The sequence below is a fragment of the Lysinibacillus alkalisoli genome (assembly GCF_014643595.1).
Lineage (GTDB): Bacteria > Bacillota > Bacilli > Bacillales_A > Planococcaceae > Metalysinibacillus > Metalysinibacillus alkalisoli.
Map to the genome: position 1 here is coordinate 106,795 of NZ_BMJT01000008.1, position 16,114 is coordinate 122,908.

A 16,114-nucleotide genomic window follows, 5' to 3' on the forward strand; every position below is an offset into this window, starting at 1 on the left:
AGAAGGGCCCTCTTGTTACCAACGCGACATAACAATAAATTAAACTAAAATATAAACACATAATTTTGAGGAGGCAATCTCTAATGGCTAAAGAAAAATTTGATCGCTCGAAAACGCATGCTAACATTGGTACAATCGGACACGTTGACCATGGTAAAACTACTTTAACAGCTGCTATCGCTACTGTTCTTTCTAAAAAAATGGGTGGCGAAGCTAAATCATACGCTGACGTAGATAACGCTCCAGAAGAAAAAGAACGTGGTATTACAATCAATACTTCACACGTTGAATATGAAACTGACACTCGTCACTACGCACACGTAGACTGCCCAGGACACGCTGACTATGTTAAAAACATGATCACTGGTGCTGCACAAATGGACGGCGGTATCTTAGTAGTATCTGCTGCTGATGGTCCAATGCCACAAACTCGTGAGCACATCCTTTTATCACGTCAAGTAGGTGTTCCTTACTTAGTAGTATTCATGAACAAATGTGATATGGTTGATGACGAAGAATTATTAGAATTAGTAGAAATGGAAATCCGTGACCTACTATCTGAATATGACTTCCCAGGTGACGATATTCCTGTAATTAAAGGTTCTGCTCTTAAAGCTCTTGAAGGCGAAGCAGAATGGGAAGAAAAAATCATCGAATTAATGGATGCTGTAGATTCATACATCCCAACTCCAGAACGTCAAACTGACAAACCATTCATGATGCCAGTAGAGGACGTATTCTCTATCACTGGTCGTGGTACAGTAGCAACTGGCCGTGTTGAACGTGGTCAAGTTAAAGTTGGAGACGTAGTTGAAATCGTAGGTATTACTGAAGAAGCTCAACAAACAACTGTAACAGGTGTTGAGATGTTCCGTAAATTATTAGACTATGCTGAAGCTGGTGACAACATTGGTGCTTTATTACGTGGTGTTTCACGTGAAGATATCCAACGTGGTCAAGTATTAGCTAAACCAGGTTCAATCACTCCACATACTTCTTTCAAAGCAGAAGTTTATGTATTATCAAAAGAAGAGGGTGGCCGTCATACGCCGTTCTTCTCTAACTACCGTCCACAGTTCTACTTCCGTACAACTGACGTAACTGGCGTTATCAACTTACCAGAAGGCGTAGAAATGGTTATGCCTGGTGATAACATCGAAATGACTGTAGAACTTATTTCTCCAATCGCTATCGAAGAAGGTACTAAATTCTCTATCCGTGAGGGTGGCCGTACTGTAGGCGCTGGCGTTGTAGCTACAATCACTAAATAATTTTAGCTTTTAACTTTCAACCAACTCATAGGGACGCCTGTGAGTTGGTTTTTTTACTATGGTATAGAAGGGTGAATAGACTATGAAAATTTTATTAATTGAAGATGACAAATCAATAGTAGAGGTAGTAAGAGAACGATTTACTACATGGGATTTACAAGTTGAGGAGCCGAAGGATTTTCATAATGTATTAACTCAGTTTATACAATGGCAGCCAGAACTAGTGCTTATTGATATTCAGTTGCCAGCATATGATGGTTTTCATTGGTGTCGAGAAATTAGACATATTTCGAAAGTGCCTATTATTTTCTTATCTTCTAGAGATCACCCTCTAGATATGGTTATGGCCATGCAATTAGGCGCAGATGATTTTATACAAAAACCATTTCATATGGATGTACTTTTAGCTAAAGTGCAAGCATTGTTGAGAAGAACATATGATTATGGCGAAACGCAAATGGATCATGCTGTTTGGCAAAAAGCTGTTATTCATTATTCGAAAGCTACTATTACATTTAACCAACAAACTACCATACTCACGAAAAATGAATTATTTATTTTACGTGTACTAGTAGAACAAGTCGATGAAATTATAACAAGAGAAGCCCTGATGCAGAAGTTATGGGATGATGAGCGTTTTGTTAATGATAACACGTTAACAGTTAATGTAAATCGTTTACGTAAAAAGCTAGAGGAGATTGGCTTATATGACGTTATACAAACGAAGAAAGGATTAGGTTATGTGGCACTTTCTTAAGTTATTTTTCATTCAACATTATATGTGGTTGAGCAGTTATTTAGTGTTACTTATAGTGATGAATGTTTTAATGATTGTAGATGTGGGCATGTTGGCTGTGTCAATCTGGTATGTGAATTGTATCATGGGATCAATAATCATTGTTACAATAGTTATTATGTGTATAAAAGATTATATCAAATATCACCATACTATGGAGATCAAAGAAACAACAGGGTATGAGCAGCAATACATACGTATGTTTCACACATTGTTGAATAAACAAGAAATTGTACTACAGGAAGAGAAGTTACAACGTAAGGAAATCGAAGACAGTCTTTTAGCATGGGTGCATGAAATGAAATCTCCTATGACGGCCATGCACATTATGATTGAGGGAAATCATAGGTTAGAAAAAGAATGGTTGCGTATGCATTTATTATTAGACCAACAACTGCATCAAACAAGATTATATACGATAGAAAAGGATAGTCTAATGAAACCTACAGCCATCCAACCTATCATTTCTCAGGAAATAAAGGCATTACGAGCTTGGTGTCTTGAAAAAGACATTGGATTTGAATTAGAGGGGGAATATCCTGATCAAGTTACAGATGCTAAATGGTTTGCATTCATTATTAGGCAAATATTATCAAATGCAGTGAAATATAGCCATAATGGTAGTCAGATTTATATTAATATGCAAGGGCAACTATTAACGATCAAAGATGAAGGAATCGGTATCAGTAGTATAGATTTACCTCGTATTTTTCAAAAGTCATATACGGGCACTACAGGTAGAGAGTCAAAGCAAGCTACGGGCATGGGGTTATATTTAGCAAATAAAGCGGCGCACCAACTAGGTATTACATTACATGTCACATCTATTGTTAATGAGGGAACAGTATTTTATATTACATTTCCACAAGAAAATGACTATCATCTTATAAAAAAACAATCTCACACTTCTACATAGTGAGATTGTTTTTTTTAGTGACAACAATGTCACATAAGACGCTATAATGTCATGTGAAGAGAGGGATGATACATTGATAAAACGGTAATATAGTAAGGGAGGAGGTTGAAGAAATATGTCATTATTAGTAGCACGCAATATAAAAAAAACGTACGGAAAAAGAACCAATATACAGCAAGTATTAAAAGGTATTGATATAGAAGTTGTAAAAGGTGAGTTTGTAGGTATCATGGGCGCTTCTGGCTCAGGGAAGACAACTTTGCTTAATGTATTATGCTCGATTGATAAGCCAACAGATGGTGTTATTGAAATTAATGGACAAGCATTACATACGATGAATGACCGTGCCTTAGCACACTTTAGAAAAGATACATTGGGATTTATTTTTCAAGATTATAATTTACTTGATACGTTAACAGTGAAAGAGAATATTCTACTACCACTCTCCATTCGAAAGATGGATAAGCGCATCATCGAAGACAGATTTCAAATGATTGTGAAGCAACTTGATATTACAAATATTGTAGACAAATATCCTAATGAAATATCAGGAGGTCAAAAACAACGTACATCAGCGGCACGAGCGCTTATTACGCAACCTGCTTTAATCTTTGCAGATGAGCCAACAGGTGCGTTAGATTCTAAAACAGCGACTGCTTTGTTGAGCAAGTTAGCGAAAATTAATGAACAGGAACAAGTGACAATTATGATGGTAACGCACGATGCAGTAGCTGCTAGTTTCTGTTCAAGGGTATTGTTTTTAAAAGATGGCGAGTTGTTTACAGAATTATATCGTGGAGATCAAGAAAGACAACAGTTTTTCCAACATATTATGCACACACAGGCTGTGTTAAGTGGTGATCTTTATGAATCTTAATCGACTTGTCTTAAAAAGTATGAAGAAGAATATTACACAATATTATCTTTATTTCTTTGCTTTGATTTTTAGTGTGACCTTGAGCTTTTCTTTTATTACTATGCAATATAATGAGGCTACACAAAGTGTATTAACAGGTGTTTTAGCAGTGACAGGATTTAAAGTAGCCACAGTTATTTTATATTTTATTATTACTTGTTTTGTGTTGTATGCTAATCATTTATTTATGAAAAGACGTACACAAGAGTTAGGGCTTTATCAGCTCATTGGTATGCATAAATCACTAGTAGTACGTATTATAGCAGTTGAAAACAGTTTATTATTTGCAGGCGCTGTTAGTATAGGCATCGCTTTAGGTTTTCTTGTATCGCGTTTGTTTGGCATGATTTTATTGTTTATTGTGAAAGAAACCGTTGTTGTACAATTGACCTTCTCAGGCGAGGCATTAAAACAAACTTTAGTAATGTTTATGTTGTTACTCATGATTGTCATTGTACAAACAGCATGGATTATTTATCGATCAACATTACTCCACTTATTCACTGCTACAAAGCAAGCAGATGAGAAAATCACATCTTTTAAAATAAGTCATATGTTGTTAGGTATCGTAGGTGTGTTATTAATTGGTTATGGCTATCAAAAGTCTACAGTCCTATTTAGTGGGACTCAATCAGGTGATACATTATTTAGGAATATGGTAGTGATTTTAGCTACAACAATTGGTGGTACGTATTTGGTCTTTCGTTATTCTGTATCGCTTGTGATGAATATGTTACGCAAACATAAAAAAGGTTTTCTTACGATAAAAGATGTTATGGCTGTTACACCCGTTATGCACCGTATGAAAGAGAATGCAAGGTCATTAACAATCATTACAACATTAACAGGTTTATCAGTAGGGATTTTAAGTTTATCGTATATTTCTTATTACTCAGCAGAGGTAAATGCTAAAAATACATCACCTTATCCTTATACTTTGATGAATGATGATACGATATTTTTACAGCAGTTAGAAAAACAAAATATACCATATCGCAATGACAAGTATCATGTAAAACTAGTAGATGTTGACCTTACTTCTGTTATAGAGAATGAGGATGCAACAAGTACTTACGTGTTGCCATTAAGCGACTATCAACAATTTGCTCCAAAAAAGCAGCTAGCCTCAAATGAATCTATGCTTATTGGTATGTCAAACTTTTTACAAGGTGCGCTTACTGTAAATGAGCACACTCCTTTTCAGTTAGCGAATACAACCTTAACGATTACAGAAGTAAATGATGATTTTGCTATTAGCCAATCGTTAGTCGCACAGTCGCCTATACTTGTCGTACCAGACCAATTATTTGAAAAGCTTGATGTGCCCCTTGCACATGTACAGCAAGGCATTACACTTATTAATGATACGGATGAGCCAGTGGCTGAACGTTTATTTGCTACAATTACAACAGGTCGAGAGTATTATGTAGGAGAGAATAATAAACGAACGTTGAAAATACAATCTCAGCACCAAATCATTACGCAGAGAATTGGCGAGTTTGGTATTATTATTTTCATTACAGCCTTTCTGGGATTAGCCTTATTGATTACAACAGGCAGCATTTTGTATTTTAAACAAATGGCAGAAGCTGAAGATGAAAAAACGATGTATACCACACTTCGTAAAATTGGTTTTGATACAACAGATATGATGAAAGGTATTTATCTTAAACAATTGTATAACTTTGGTGTTCCCTTGTTGATTGGTTTATTGCACAGCTTTTTTGCAGTTAAATCTGGTTGGTTTTTCTTTGGGACGGAGCTAGTCGCACCTTTACTTATTACGATTACAGTTTACACAGTGTTGTATATTTTGTTTGCAGGGCTCACAATTCAGTATTACAGGCGAGTGATTAAACAAAGCTTATAATCAAAGAGGTGCGAAAATAAACCATACAAGTTCGCAATGATAAAGGGAATGTGTTAGCATCTGTAAGGTGGCAAGGAGAAAATATACGCTCTTTGCCACTTTTTTTGATCAATTGATTTCTCATGATTGACAAATGAAAATAGATATTTTAACATATTAGTACATTAGTGAGTGAAAGTGTGGTTTTGAGATGAATGCCGTTATTATAGCTGTAGCTGTAATGCTTATTTTAAGTTTATTGCGTGTAAATGTTGTGTTGTCTTTAGTCATAGGTGCATTTGCAGGTGGATTAGTTAGCGAATTAACACTGCAAGAAATCACTGTAGCTTTTACAGAAGGACTTGGTGGTGGTGCGGTAATAGCGTTAAGCTACGCTATGTTAGGTGGCTTTGCGGTAGCAATTTCTAAGACAGGAATTACAGATGTTTTAATCCTAAAAGTATCGCAACTGTTAAGCAATAAAGAGGATAGTAAAAAGACAGGACTTATTAAAGCGTTAATTTTCTTTAGCATCTTTTTAATGGCAATCTTTTCGCAAAATTTAATTCCAATCCATATTGCTTTTATCCCACTCCTTATTCCGCCTATTTTGCAGATTTTGAATTTATTGCAGGTAGATCGTAGAATTATTGCTATTATTATTGCTGTGGGATTAGTGGGCACATATAGTTTTATCCCGTTCGGCTTTGGTTTTATCTTTCAAGATATTATTACGCAACAAATCAATAATGCAGGCATGGTAGCTGCGTTAAAAGATGTGCCAAAAGCAATGCTGATACCTATTGTTGGTATGGTGTTGGGCATGTTTGTAGCCATGTTTATTTATCGTAAACCAAGAACATATGATACAAGTGACAATGCAGATAACGTAGCGATTGCTAAAGTATCGCCCTGGCTAATGGTTGCAACGATATTGTCCTTAGTAGCAGCTTTAGTGGCACAAATTATGACAGAATCCATGATTTTAGGTGCTATGGTTGGTATTCTTGCTATGTATATTACAGGTGCACTCAAGTGGCGTGAAGCAGATCATATTTTAACAGACGGTATGCGCATGATGTCGTTTATTGGTTTTGTAATGATTGCAGCAGCAGGTTTTGCAAATGTTATTAAAGAGACAGGGCATGTTGATGGCCTAGTTGAGAGTGCATTAGCGATTGTAGATGGCAATGTGGGCTTAGCTGTATTCGGTATGTTAATTGTAGGTTTGATTGTTACAATGGGGATTGGCTCATCATTTGCAACAATTCCAATTATAGCTACCTTGTTTGTTCCTATGTCATTAGCGTTAGGGCTTAGTCCCCTAGCTATTATTTGTTTAATAGGCACAGCGGGTGCATTAGGTGATGCAGGTTCACCAGCATCTGATACAACATTAGGACCAACATCTGGTTTAAATGTAGATGGCCAACACAATCATATTTGGGATACATGTGTGCCTACCTTTATTTTTATTAACATTCCACTCATTGTATTTGGTTGGTTGGCTGTAACCTTTATATTATAATAAGGAAGATACTCTATTACATTGTGATGGGGTATCTTTTTTTTATTTACAATGCAAAATAGTTGCTTTTTCACTTGAGATTTTATAAAATAATAAACGGTAATTTTATTTAAAAGTAAAGTAGTCAACATGGAAAAGAATTTAGCAAAAAGTATTGCTTATTCTTTTTTTATTGTATATAATGTTGAATGTTGGTCTTTGACTGCGATGAAGCGAGAGGTTGCCGACACACCCGGCCGCTTTGCCATGGCGCTGTGTTGGAGAATTTTCGTGGAGAATGTCTAGAAAATAGGCGAGAAGGAGGGAAAATAATGGCAAAACAAAAAATTCGTATCCGTTTAAAAGCTTATGATCACCGTATTTTAGATCAATCAGCTGAAAAAATCGTGGAAACTGCAAAACGTTCTGGTGCTAGCGTGTCAGGTCCGATTCCACTTCCGACGGAAAAATCGGTATACACAATTTTACGAGCTGTACATAAGTACAAAGACTCTCGTGAACAATTCGAAATGCGTACACACAAACGTTTAATCGATATCGTTAACCCAACACCACAAACTGTTGATGCGTTAATGAAACTAGACTTACCATCTGGCGTTGATATTGAAATCAAACTTTAATGGTAAACAAATATAAAACAACTATTTAAACTAATCAGGAGGTGTGACAACATGACCAAAGGAATCTTAGGAAGAAAAATCGGCATGACGCAAGTATTTGCTGAAAACGGCGATTTAATCCCTGTAACAGTTATTGAAGCTACGCCAAACGTAGTACTTCAAAAGAAAACTGAAGAAACAGATGGCTACACAGCGGTACAACTAGGTTTTGAAGACAAGCGCGAAAAGCTTGCTAACAAACCATCTAAAGGCCACGTAGCTAAAGCAAACACGGCTCCTAAGCGCTTCATTCGCGAGTTCCGCAATGTAAACGTTGATGAGTACGAGGTTGGTCAAGAAGTCAAAGTAGAAATTTTCGCAGAAGGCGATGTAATCGATGTAACAGGTGTTACTAAAGGTAAAGGTTTCCAAGGTGTTATTAAACGCCACGGACAATCTCGCGGACCTATGTCTCACGGTTCTCGTTACCACCGTCGTCCTGGTTCAATGGGCCCTGTAGCTCCGAACCGTGTATTCAAACAAAAGAAATTACCTGGTCAAATGGGTGGTAAAGTCGTTACAATCCAAAACTTAGAGATCGTTAAAGTTGATGCAGATCGTAACTTACTACTAGTTAAAGGTAATGTTCCTGGTTCTAAAAAAGCTCTAGTTACAGTGAAAACTGCAATTAAAGCTAACTAATTAACTGAAGGAAGGAGGAAACAGGAATGACAAAAGTAGCCGTACTTAGTCAAACAGGTTCTTCAGTTGGTGAAATCGAATTAAACGAAGCCGTTTTCGGTATCGAGCCAAATGAAGCAGTATTATTCGACGCAGTAATCGCACAACGCGCTTCACTACGTCAAGGTAATCATAAAGTAAAAAACCGTTCTGAAGTTTCTGGCGGTGGTCGCAAACCATGGCGTCAAAAAGGAACTGGACGTGCACGTCAAGGTTCTATTCGCTCGCCACAATGGCGCGGTGGTGGTATCGTATTTGGTCCAACTCCACGCAGCTATAGCTTCAAAATGCCTAAAAAAGTTCGTCGCTTAGCTCTTAAATCTGCATTATCTTCTAAAGTAGCAGATCAAAACTTAGTTGTACTTGATGCATTAAACTTTGATGCACCAAAAACAAAAGAGTTTGTTCAAGTATTAAGCGCACTTTCAATTGATAAAAAAGCAGTATTTGTAACTGCTGATTTAAATGAAAATGTAGCATTATCAGCTCGTAACATCCCTGGTGTTACAGTATTAACTGCAACAGGTATCAACGTACTTGACTTATTAGGTCATGACAAAGTAGTTGTAACTAAAGATGCAGTAGCAAAAATCGAGGAGGTGCTTAGTTAATGGAAGCACGTGATATTTTAAAACGTCCAGTCATTACTGAGCGTTCTTCAGAATTAATGGCAGAGAAAAAGTATACTTTTGAAGTAGACACTCGCGCTAATAAAACTCAGGTTAAATCAGCTGTTGAAGAAATCTTTGGCGTGAAAGTTGAACAAGTCAATATCATGAACTACAAAGGTAAATTCAAGCGTGTTGGTCGTTATGCTGGGTACACTAACAAACGTCGTAAAGCTATCGTTAAATTAACTGCTGATAGCAACGAGATCGAATTATTTGAAATGTAATATCCAACTAGGATAAACAATCAAGAAGGAGGGAAAACACATGGCGATTAAAAAGTATAAACCTACCACTAATGGACGTCGTAATATGACTACATTAGACTTTGCGGAAATCACGACAAACAAGCCTGAGAAATCATTGCTTGACTCTAAAAAACGCAAAGCTGGTCGTAATAACCAAGGTAAAATCACTGTTCGTCATCATGGCGGTGGACATAAGAAACAATACCGTATCATCGATTTCAAACGTATCAAAGATGGCATTCCAGGCCGCGTTGCTACAATCGAATACGATCCAAACCGCTCTGCAAACATCGCATTAATTAACTATGCTGATGGTGCAAAAGCATATATTTTAGCACCTAAAGGATTAGAGGTTGGTCAAACAATCGTATCTGGTCCAGATGCTGATATTAAAGTAGGTAATGCATTACCACTTGCAAACATTCCAATGGGTACAACAATCCATAACATCGAGTTAAAACCTGGTAAAGGTGGTCAACTTGTACGTTCAGCAGGTACTTCTGCACAAATCTTAGGTCGCGAAGGCAAATATGTAATCGTACGTTTACAATCAGGTGAAGTACGTTTAGTATTAGCTACTTGCCGCGCTACGATTGGTCAAGTTGGTAACGAACAACATGAATTAGTTCATATTGGTAAAGCAGGTCGCTCTCGTTGGTTAGGTAAACGCCCAACAGTACGTGGTTCTGTAATGAACCCTAATGATCACCCACACGGTGGTGGTGAAGGTCGTACACCAATCGGTCGTCCATCTCCAATGACACCATGGGGTAAACCAGCTCTTGGTTTGAAAACTCGTAATAAGAAAGCTAAGTCAGACAGCTTAATTATTCGTCGTCGTAAAAAATAAAGTGATTGGACTACGGTTCGTTGAAAGAGCCGTGGTGGAATCACGGAGGGAGGTTCCTAAATGGGTCGCAGCTTGAAGAAAGGACCTTTTGTCGATGAGCACTTAATGAAAAAAGTCGAAGCGCAAGAGAGTTCAGAAAAGAAACAAGTAATTAAAACTTGGTCTCGCCGTTCTACAATCTTCCCGAACTTCATCGGTTTAACAATCGCTGTATATGATGGTCGTAAACACGTACCTGTATACGTAACGGAAGACATGGTAGGTCATAAACTAGGCGAATTCGCACCATCTCGTACTTATAAAGGTCACGGTGCAGATGATAAGAAAACAAGACGCTAATTTGAGAGGAGGTCAATCCTAATGACACAAGAAGCTAAAGCTATCGCTCGTACAGTGCGCATTGCTCCTCGTAAAGTACGTCTAGTAGTAGACTTAATTCGAGGCAAGCAAGTTGGTGAGGCAGTTGCAATTTTACGTCATACTCCTAAAGCGGCGTCTCCAGTCGTTGAGAAAGTATTAAAATCTGCAGTTGCTAACGCTGAACATAACTACGAGCTAGACATCAACAACTTAGTCGTTTCTGAAGTATTCGTTGATGAAGGTCCAACATTAAAACGCTTCCGTCCACGTGCACAAGGACGCGCAAGTGCAATCAATAAACGTACAAGCCACATTACACTAGTGGTATCTGAAAAGAAGGAGGGTTAATCTGTGGGTCAAAAAGTACATCCAATAGGTCTACGTATTGGTGTTATTCGTGACTGGGAGTCTAAATGGTACGCTGATAAAGACTATGCAACTCTACTTCATGAAGACATCAAAGTTCGTGATTACATCGAAAAAGCGCTTAAAGAAGCTTCTTTATCTAAAGTTGAAATCGAACGCGCAACAAATCGTGTAAATATTACAATTCACACTGCGAAACCAGGTATGGTAATCGGTAAGGGTGGTGCTGAGGTTGAAGCACTACGTAAAAAACTTAACGAATTAACTGGCAAGCGTGTACACATCAACATCGTTGAAATCAAACGTGCTGATTTAGATGCTCGTTTAGTAGCAGAAAACATCGCACGTCAATTAGAAAACCGTGTATCATTCCGTCGTGCTCAAAAGCAAGCAATCCAACGCACAATCCGTGCTGGTGCTAAAGGAATTAAAACACAAGTATCTGGACGTTTAGGTGGCGCTGATATCGCGCGTGCTGAACACTATAGTGAAGGAACTGTTCCACTTCATACACTTCGTGCAGACATTGATTATGCTCACGCAGAAGCAGACACTACTTATGGTAAACTAGGTGTTAAAGTATGGATTTATCGTGGTGAAGTCCTTCCAACTAAGAAGAACTCTGTGGAAGGAGGCAAATAATATGTTATTGCCTAAACGCGTAAAATACCGTCGTGAACACCGCGGCAGCATGCGCGGACAAGCAAAAGGCGGTAAAGAAGTAACTTTCGGTGAGTGGGGCTTACAAGCTCAAACTGCAAGCTGGATTACTAACCGTCAAATCGAGTCTGCTCGTATTGCAATGACACGTTACATGAAACGTGGCGGTAAAGTTTGGATTAAAATCTTCCCACATAAACCTTACACGAAAAAACCTTTAGAAGTCCGAATGGGTTCTGGTAAAGGTGCTCCTGAAGGTTGGGTAGCAGTAGTAAAACCAGGCAAAGTAATGTTTGAAATTGCTGGCGTATCAGAAGAAGTTGCTCGTGAAGCACTACGTCTAGCTGCACATAAACTGCCTGTGAAATGTAAGATCGTAAAACGTCAAGAAACTGGTGGTGAATCTAATGAAAGCTAAAGAAATCCGTGAACTTGCCACTTCTGATTTAGAATTAAAAGTGAAATCACTGAAAGAAGAGCTTTTCAACCTTCGCTTCCAATTGGCGACTGGTCAATTAGAAAACACAGCTCGCATTCGCGAAGTTCGTAAAGCGATTGCGCGTATGAAAACTGTGATTCGCGAAAGAGAAATCAGTGCAAATAACTGATAAAGAAGGAGGTTTTCTGGCATGACTGAGCGTAATCATCGCAAAGTATACACTGGCCGTGTTGTTTCAGATAAAATGGACAAAACAATCACTGTTTTAGTTGAAACTCACAAAAAGCATAAGCTTTATGGCAAGCGTGTAAAATATTCAAAGAAATTTAAAGCTCATGACGAGCAAAATCAAGCGAAAATCGGTGATATCGTACGTATCATGGAAACTCGCCCGCTATCAGCAACTAAACGTTTCCGTCTAGTTGAAGTTGTAGAAGAAGCGGTTATTATTTAATTATTTCGGAACGACCATATTCCGAAGGGAGGTAACCTAAGTGATCCAACAAGAAAGTCGTATGAAAGTTGCTGACAACTCAGGTGCACGTGAAGTTCTAACTATTAAAGTTCTTGGTGGTACAGGCCGCAAAACTGCTAATATCGGTGATGTAGTTGTATGTACAGTTAAGAAAGCAACACCTGGTGGCGTTGTCAAGAAGGGTGACGTTGTTAGAGCAGTAATCGTTCGTTCGAAGTCTGGTGTGCGCCGTAAAGACGGTACTTACATCAAGTTCGACGAGAACGCATGTGTAATTATTCGTGATGATAAATCACCGCGTGGAACTCGTATTTTCGGACCTGTTGCACGTGAATTACGTGACAGCAACTTCATGAAAATCGTTTCTTTAGCTCCAGAAGTTCTTTAATTTCATGATAGTGCCAATCAAGGAGGTGCGACAAGCATGCATGTAAAAAAAGGTGACAAGGTTAAGGTAATCACTGGTAAAGATAAAGGCAAAGAAGGCGTTATCTTAGCAGCATACCCAAAACAAGATCGTGTTCTTGTTGAAGGCGTTAATATTGTGAAAAAGCATATTAAACCTAACCAATTGAATCCACAAGGTGGTATTGTAAGCCAAGAGGCAGCAATCCATGTATCGAACGTAATGCTAATCGATCCGAAATCTGGCGAGCCGACTCGCGTAGGTTACAAAATCGAAGGCGATAAAAAAGTTCGTGTTGCAAAAAAATCAGGTGCAGTAATCGACTAATTAAGTTTGGAAAGGAGGTAAAAGCATGAGCCGCCTAAAAGAGAAGTTTGTTAAAGAGGTAACACCTGCTCTAGTGAGCAAGTTTGAATATACATCAGTAATGCAAGTGCCAAAAGTTGACAAAATCGTTATTAACATGGGTGTTGGTGACGCAGTTCAAAACTCAAAAACACTTGATGCAGCAGTAGAAGAATTAACAATTATTACTGGTCAAAAACCAGTTATTACAAAAGCTAAGAAATCTATCGCAGGTTTCCGTCTACGTGAAGGAATGCCAATCGGTGCGAAAGTTACATTACGCGGTGAGCGTATGTATGAATTCTTGGACAAATTAATCGCAATCGCACTTCCACGTGTACGCGACTTCCGTGGTGTTTCTAAAAAAGCATTTGACGGTCGTGGTAACTATACACTAGGTGTTAAAGAGCAATTAATTTTCCCAGAAATCGATTACGATAAAGTTTCGAAAGTGCGCGGTATGGACATCGTGATCGTAACGACTGCGAATTCTGATGAAGAAGCTCGCGAGTTATTGACACAATTCGGTATGCCGTTCCAAAAGTAATAAAATAAGGAGGGCGAAAACGTGGCTAAAAAATCTATGATCGTTAAACAACAACGCAAGCAAAAATTTAAAGTACAAGAATATACACGTTGTGAACGCTGTGGCCGTCCACATTCTGTATATCGTAAATTCAAGCTTTGCCGTATTTGTTTCCGAGAACTTGCATATAAGGGACAAATTCCTGGCGTGAAAAAAGCCAGCTGGTAATCCCCTAATTTGGGAAGGAGGTAAATGTAATGACAATGACTGATCCGATTGCAGATATGCTTACTCGCATTCGTAATGCGAACATGGTTCGTCACGAGAAGTTAGAAGTACCGGCTTCAAACGTGAAAAAAGAAATCGCTGAAATTTTAAAGCGTGAAGGTTTTGTACGTGATGTTGAATATGTTGAAGACAACAAGCAAGGTATTATTCGTATCTTCTTAAAATATGGCAAAGATAATGAACGTGTTATCACAGGCCTAAAACGTATTTCTAAACCAGGTTTACGTGTATATGCTAAAACGAATGAAGTACCTAAAGTATTAAACGGTTTAGGTATCGCTTTAGTATCAACTTCAAACGGTGTATTAACAGACAAAGAAGCTCGCGCTAAACAAGTTGGCGGCGAAGTTCTAGCATACGTTTGGTAATTAGCAACAAAAGAATGGAGGTGCAATAAATGTCTCGTATTGGTAAAAACCCAATTGAGGTGCCAGCAGGTGTAACAGTAACTGTTGCTGAAGGTAACGCTGTTACTGTAAAAGGCCCTAAAGGCGAATTAAATCGCTCACTAAACTCTGATATGAAAATCGAACAAGAAGGCACAGTAATTACAATTACTCGTCCATCTGAATCGAAAGAACACCGTACAAACCACGGTACTACTCGTGCGCTTTTAGCGAACATGGTTACTGGCGTTTCTACAGGTTTCGAACGTAAATTAGAATTAAATGGTGTTGGTTACCGTGCTCAATTGCAGGGTAAGAAACTAGTGTTAAACGTAGGTTTATCACACCCAGTAGAATTCACACCAGAAGATGGTGTTGAAGTTGAAGTACCAGCTAACAATATTATTATTGTTAAAGGTATTAGCAAAGAACGCGTAGGCGCTCTTGCATCAAGTATCCGTGCGGTACGTCCACCTGAGCCATATAAAGGTAAAGGTATCCGTTATGAAGGCGAATACGTTCGTCGTAAAGAAGGTAAAACAGGTAAATAATGCTGCATAGCATTAGAAAGGAGTGACCTCTGTGATTACGAAACAAGATAAAAATCAAGTTCGTAAAAAACGTCATGCGCGTGTTCGTACAAAGATTTCAGGTACTGCTGAACGTCCACGTTTAAACGTATTCCGTTCAAACAAGAACATTTATGCGCAATTAATCGATGATGTGGCAGGTGTTACAATTGTTAGTGCTTCAACAATGGAAAAAGAGTTTGAAGGCGCTGGCAGTAACGTAGAAGCTGCAACTAAAATCGGTGAAGCAATCGCTAAACGCGCTGCGGAAAAAAACATCACAAATGTTGTATTTGACCGCGGTGGTTACTTATATCATGGTCGTGTGAAAGCTTTAGCAGAAGCTGCACGCGAGAACGGCTTACAATTTTAATAAGAAGGAGGGACACATTACATGAGTCAGATTGACGCAAACAAACTTGGAGAACTTGAAGAACGCGTAGTTACAATTAACCGTGTTGCTAAAGTTGTTAAAGGTGGTCGTCGTTTCCGCTTTACAGCATTAGTTGTTGTTGGAGATAAGAATGGTCATGTAGGCTTCGGTACGGGTAAAGCTCAGGAAGTTCCAGATGCGATCCGTAAAGCAATTGAAGATGCGAAGAAAAACTTAGTTGAAGTACCACGCGTTGATGGTACAACTCCACACTTAGTAATTGGTCGCTTCGGCGCAGGAGAAATTTTAATCAAACCTGCTGCTCCTGGTACAGGAGTTATCGCAGGTGGACCAGTACGTGCTGTATTAGAGCTTGCTGGTATTACGGATATTCTTTCAAAATCTTTAGGTTCAAACACACCAATTAACATGGTACGTGCTACAATCAAAGGTTTAACTGAATTAAAACGTGTAGAGGACGTTGCGAAATTACGCGGTAAATCAGTGGAAGAAATCTTAGGTTAAGGGGGGGACTTATA

Annotated in this window: 25 protein-coding genes; all 25 read left to right on the plus strand. The window is 38.4% G+C overall.

All coding sequences use genetic code 11. The annotated features are described in order from the left end of the window. The first annotated feature begins 83 nt into the window (after window positions 1-83). The 25 genes from tuf (at window position 84) to rpsE (ending at window position 16,100) form a co-directional block, all read left to right on the plus strand. Window positions 84-1,271, plus strand: coding sequence for an elongation factor Tu (gene tuf / locus IEW44_RS12375; protein WP_188615364.1), 1,188 nt, complete (start codon window positions 84-86; stop codon window positions 1,269-1,271). An 82-nt stretch (window positions 1,272-1,353) separates the two neighbouring features. Continuing rightward, a complete protein-coding gene (locus IEW44_RS12380) occupies window positions 1,354-2,028 on the plus strand; it encodes a response regulator transcription factor (protein ID WP_188615365.1) in 675 nt (224 codons plus the stop codon). Beyond that, on the plus strand, window positions 2,012-2,983 hold the full coding sequence (locus tag IEW44_RS12385; RefSeq protein WP_188615366.1) for a sensor histidine kinase: 972 nt from the start codon (window positions 2,012-2,014) through the stop codon (window positions 2,981-2,983). Before IEW44_RS12380 ends, IEW44_RS12385 begins: the two co-directional genes overlap by 17 nt. Before the next feature lie 115 nt (window positions 2,984-3,098). Beyond that, the gene (locus IEW44_RS12390; RefSeq protein ID WP_188615367.1) at window positions 3,099-3,860 is read left to right on the plus strand and encodes an ABC transporter ATP-binding protein; all 762 of its coding nucleotides are present in this window, start codon (window positions 3,099-3,101) and stop codon (window positions 3,858-3,860) included. Continuing rightward, window positions 3,850-5,769 (plus strand): FtsX-like permease family protein, encoded by a 1,920-nt coding sequence (locus tag IEW44_RS12395; RefSeq protein WP_188615368.1) that lies wholly within the window; start codon window positions 3,850-3,852, stop codon window positions 5,767-5,769. Before IEW44_RS12390 ends, IEW44_RS12395 begins: the two co-directional genes overlap by 11 nt. 190 nt (window positions 5,770-5,959) lie before the next feature. Beyond that, a complete protein-coding gene (locus IEW44_RS12400) occupies window positions 5,960-7,276 on the plus strand; it encodes a Na+/H+ antiporter family protein (RefSeq protein WP_188615369.1) in 1,317 nt (438 codons plus the stop codon). 311 nt (window positions 7,277-7,587) lie between these two features. Then, window positions 7,588-7,896 carry a 30S ribosomal protein S10 gene (gene rpsJ, locus IEW44_RS12405; RefSeq protein ID WP_004233624.1) on the plus strand — a complete coding sequence of 103 codons (309 nt, stop codon included), beginning with the start codon at window positions 7,588-7,590 and terminating at the stop codon, window positions 7,894-7,896. A 51-nt stretch (window positions 7,897-7,947) separates the two neighbouring features. Beyond that, window positions 7,948-8,577, plus strand: a complete 630-nt coding sequence (rplC, locus tag IEW44_RS12410) for a 50S ribosomal protein L3 (RefSeq protein WP_188615370.1) — start codon at window positions 7,948-7,950, stop codon at window positions 8,575-8,577. Window positions 8,578-8,603: 26 nt separating this feature from the next. Further along, the gene (rplD, locus tag IEW44_RS12415) at window positions 8,604-9,227 is read left to right on the plus strand and encodes a 50S ribosomal protein L4 (protein ID WP_188615371.1); all 624 of its coding nucleotides are present in this window, start codon (window positions 8,604-8,606) and stop codon (window positions 9,225-9,227) included. Continuing rightward, window positions 9,227-9,511: a 50S ribosomal protein L23 gene (rplW, locus tag IEW44_RS12420; protein WP_188615372.1), complete on the plus strand. Its 285-nt coding sequence runs from the start codon at window positions 9,227-9,229 to the stop codon at window positions 9,509-9,511. Before rplD ends, rplW begins: the two co-directional genes overlap by 1 nt. Before the next feature lie 40 nt (window positions 9,512-9,551). Then, window positions 9,552-10,382: a 50S ribosomal protein L2 gene (gene rplB, locus IEW44_RS12425; RefSeq protein WP_188615373.1), complete on the plus strand. Its 831-nt coding sequence runs from the start codon at window positions 9,552-9,554 to the stop codon at window positions 10,380-10,382. A 60-nt stretch (window positions 10,383-10,442) separates the two neighbouring features. After that, window positions 10,443-10,721, plus strand: coding sequence for a 30S ribosomal protein S19 (gene rpsS / locus IEW44_RS12430; protein WP_188615374.1), 279 nt, complete (start codon window positions 10,443-10,445; stop codon window positions 10,719-10,721). A gap of 21 nt (window positions 10,722-10,742) precedes the next feature. Then, the gene (rplV, locus tag IEW44_RS12435; protein ID WP_188615375.1) at window positions 10,743-11,090 is read left to right on the plus strand and encodes a 50S ribosomal protein L22; all 348 of its coding nucleotides are present in this window, start codon (window positions 10,743-10,745) and stop codon (window positions 11,088-11,090) included. A 3-nt stretch (window positions 11,091-11,093) separates the two neighbouring features. Beyond that, window positions 11,094-11,750 (plus strand): 30S ribosomal protein S3, encoded by a 657-nt coding sequence (gene rpsC, locus IEW44_RS12440; RefSeq protein WP_188615376.1) that lies wholly within the window; start codon window positions 11,094-11,096, stop codon window positions 11,748-11,750. Between the two features lies 1 nt (window position 11,751). Continuing rightward, on the plus strand, window positions 11,752-12,186 hold the full coding sequence (gene rplP / locus IEW44_RS12445; RefSeq protein ID WP_188615377.1) for a 50S ribosomal protein L16: 435 nt from the start codon (window positions 11,752-11,754) through the stop codon (window positions 12,184-12,186). Next, on the plus strand, window positions 12,176-12,376 hold the full coding sequence (gene rpmC / locus IEW44_RS12450) for a 50S ribosomal protein L29 (RefSeq protein ID WP_188615378.1): 201 nt from the start codon (window positions 12,176-12,178) through the stop codon (window positions 12,374-12,376). The genes rplP and rpmC overlap by 11 nt, the downstream gene beginning before the upstream one ends. 21 nt (window positions 12,377-12,397) lie before the next feature. After that, window positions 12,398-12,661, plus strand: a complete 264-nt coding sequence (gene rpsQ, locus IEW44_RS12455; RefSeq protein WP_188615379.1) for a 30S ribosomal protein S17 — start codon at window positions 12,398-12,400, stop codon at window positions 12,659-12,661. A gap of 40 nt (window positions 12,662-12,701) precedes the next feature. Next, entirely contained in the window at window positions 12,702-13,070 is a 369-nt protein-coding gene (gene rplN, locus IEW44_RS12460) for a 50S ribosomal protein L14 (protein WP_188615380.1), read from the plus strand. A 36-nt stretch (window positions 13,071-13,106) separates the two neighbouring features. Continuing rightward, a complete protein-coding gene (rplX, locus tag IEW44_RS12465) occupies window positions 13,107-13,415 on the plus strand; it encodes a 50S ribosomal protein L24 (RefSeq protein ID WP_188615381.1) in 309 nt (102 codons plus the stop codon). Window positions 13,416-13,440: 25 nt separating this feature from the next. After that, complete coding sequence (gene rplE, locus IEW44_RS12470; protein ID WP_188615382.1) at window positions 13,441-13,980, plus strand: 50S ribosomal protein L5; 540 nt, start codon at window positions 13,441-13,443, stop codon at window positions 13,978-13,980. Between the two features lie 21 nt (window positions 13,981-14,001). Continuing rightward, window positions 14,002-14,187: a type Z 30S ribosomal protein S14 gene (locus IEW44_RS12475; protein ID WP_004233656.1), complete on the plus strand. Its 186-nt coding sequence runs from the start codon at window positions 14,002-14,004 to the stop codon at window positions 14,185-14,187. A 29-nt stretch (window positions 14,188-14,216) separates the two neighbouring features. After that, entirely contained in the window at window positions 14,217-14,615 is a 399-nt protein-coding gene (rpsH, locus tag IEW44_RS12480) for a 30S ribosomal protein S8 (RefSeq protein ID WP_036143418.1), read from the plus strand. Window positions 14,616-14,644: 29 nt separating this feature from the next. After that, on the plus strand, window positions 14,645-15,184 hold the full coding sequence (rplF, locus tag IEW44_RS12485; RefSeq protein WP_188615383.1) for a 50S ribosomal protein L6: 540 nt from the start codon (window positions 14,645-14,647) through the stop codon (window positions 15,182-15,184). A 31-nt stretch (window positions 15,185-15,215) separates the two neighbouring features. Further along, the gene (gene rplR, locus IEW44_RS12490) at window positions 15,216-15,575 is read left to right on the plus strand and encodes a 50S ribosomal protein L18 (RefSeq protein ID WP_188615384.1); all 360 of its coding nucleotides are present in this window, start codon (window positions 15,216-15,218) and stop codon (window positions 15,573-15,575) included. Between the two features lie 21 nt (window positions 15,576-15,596). Then, complete coding sequence (rpsE, locus tag IEW44_RS12495) at window positions 15,597-16,100, plus strand: 30S ribosomal protein S5 (RefSeq protein WP_188615385.1); 504 nt, start codon at window positions 15,597-15,599, stop codon at window positions 16,098-16,100. Window positions 16,101-16,114: the final 14 nt, after the last annotated feature.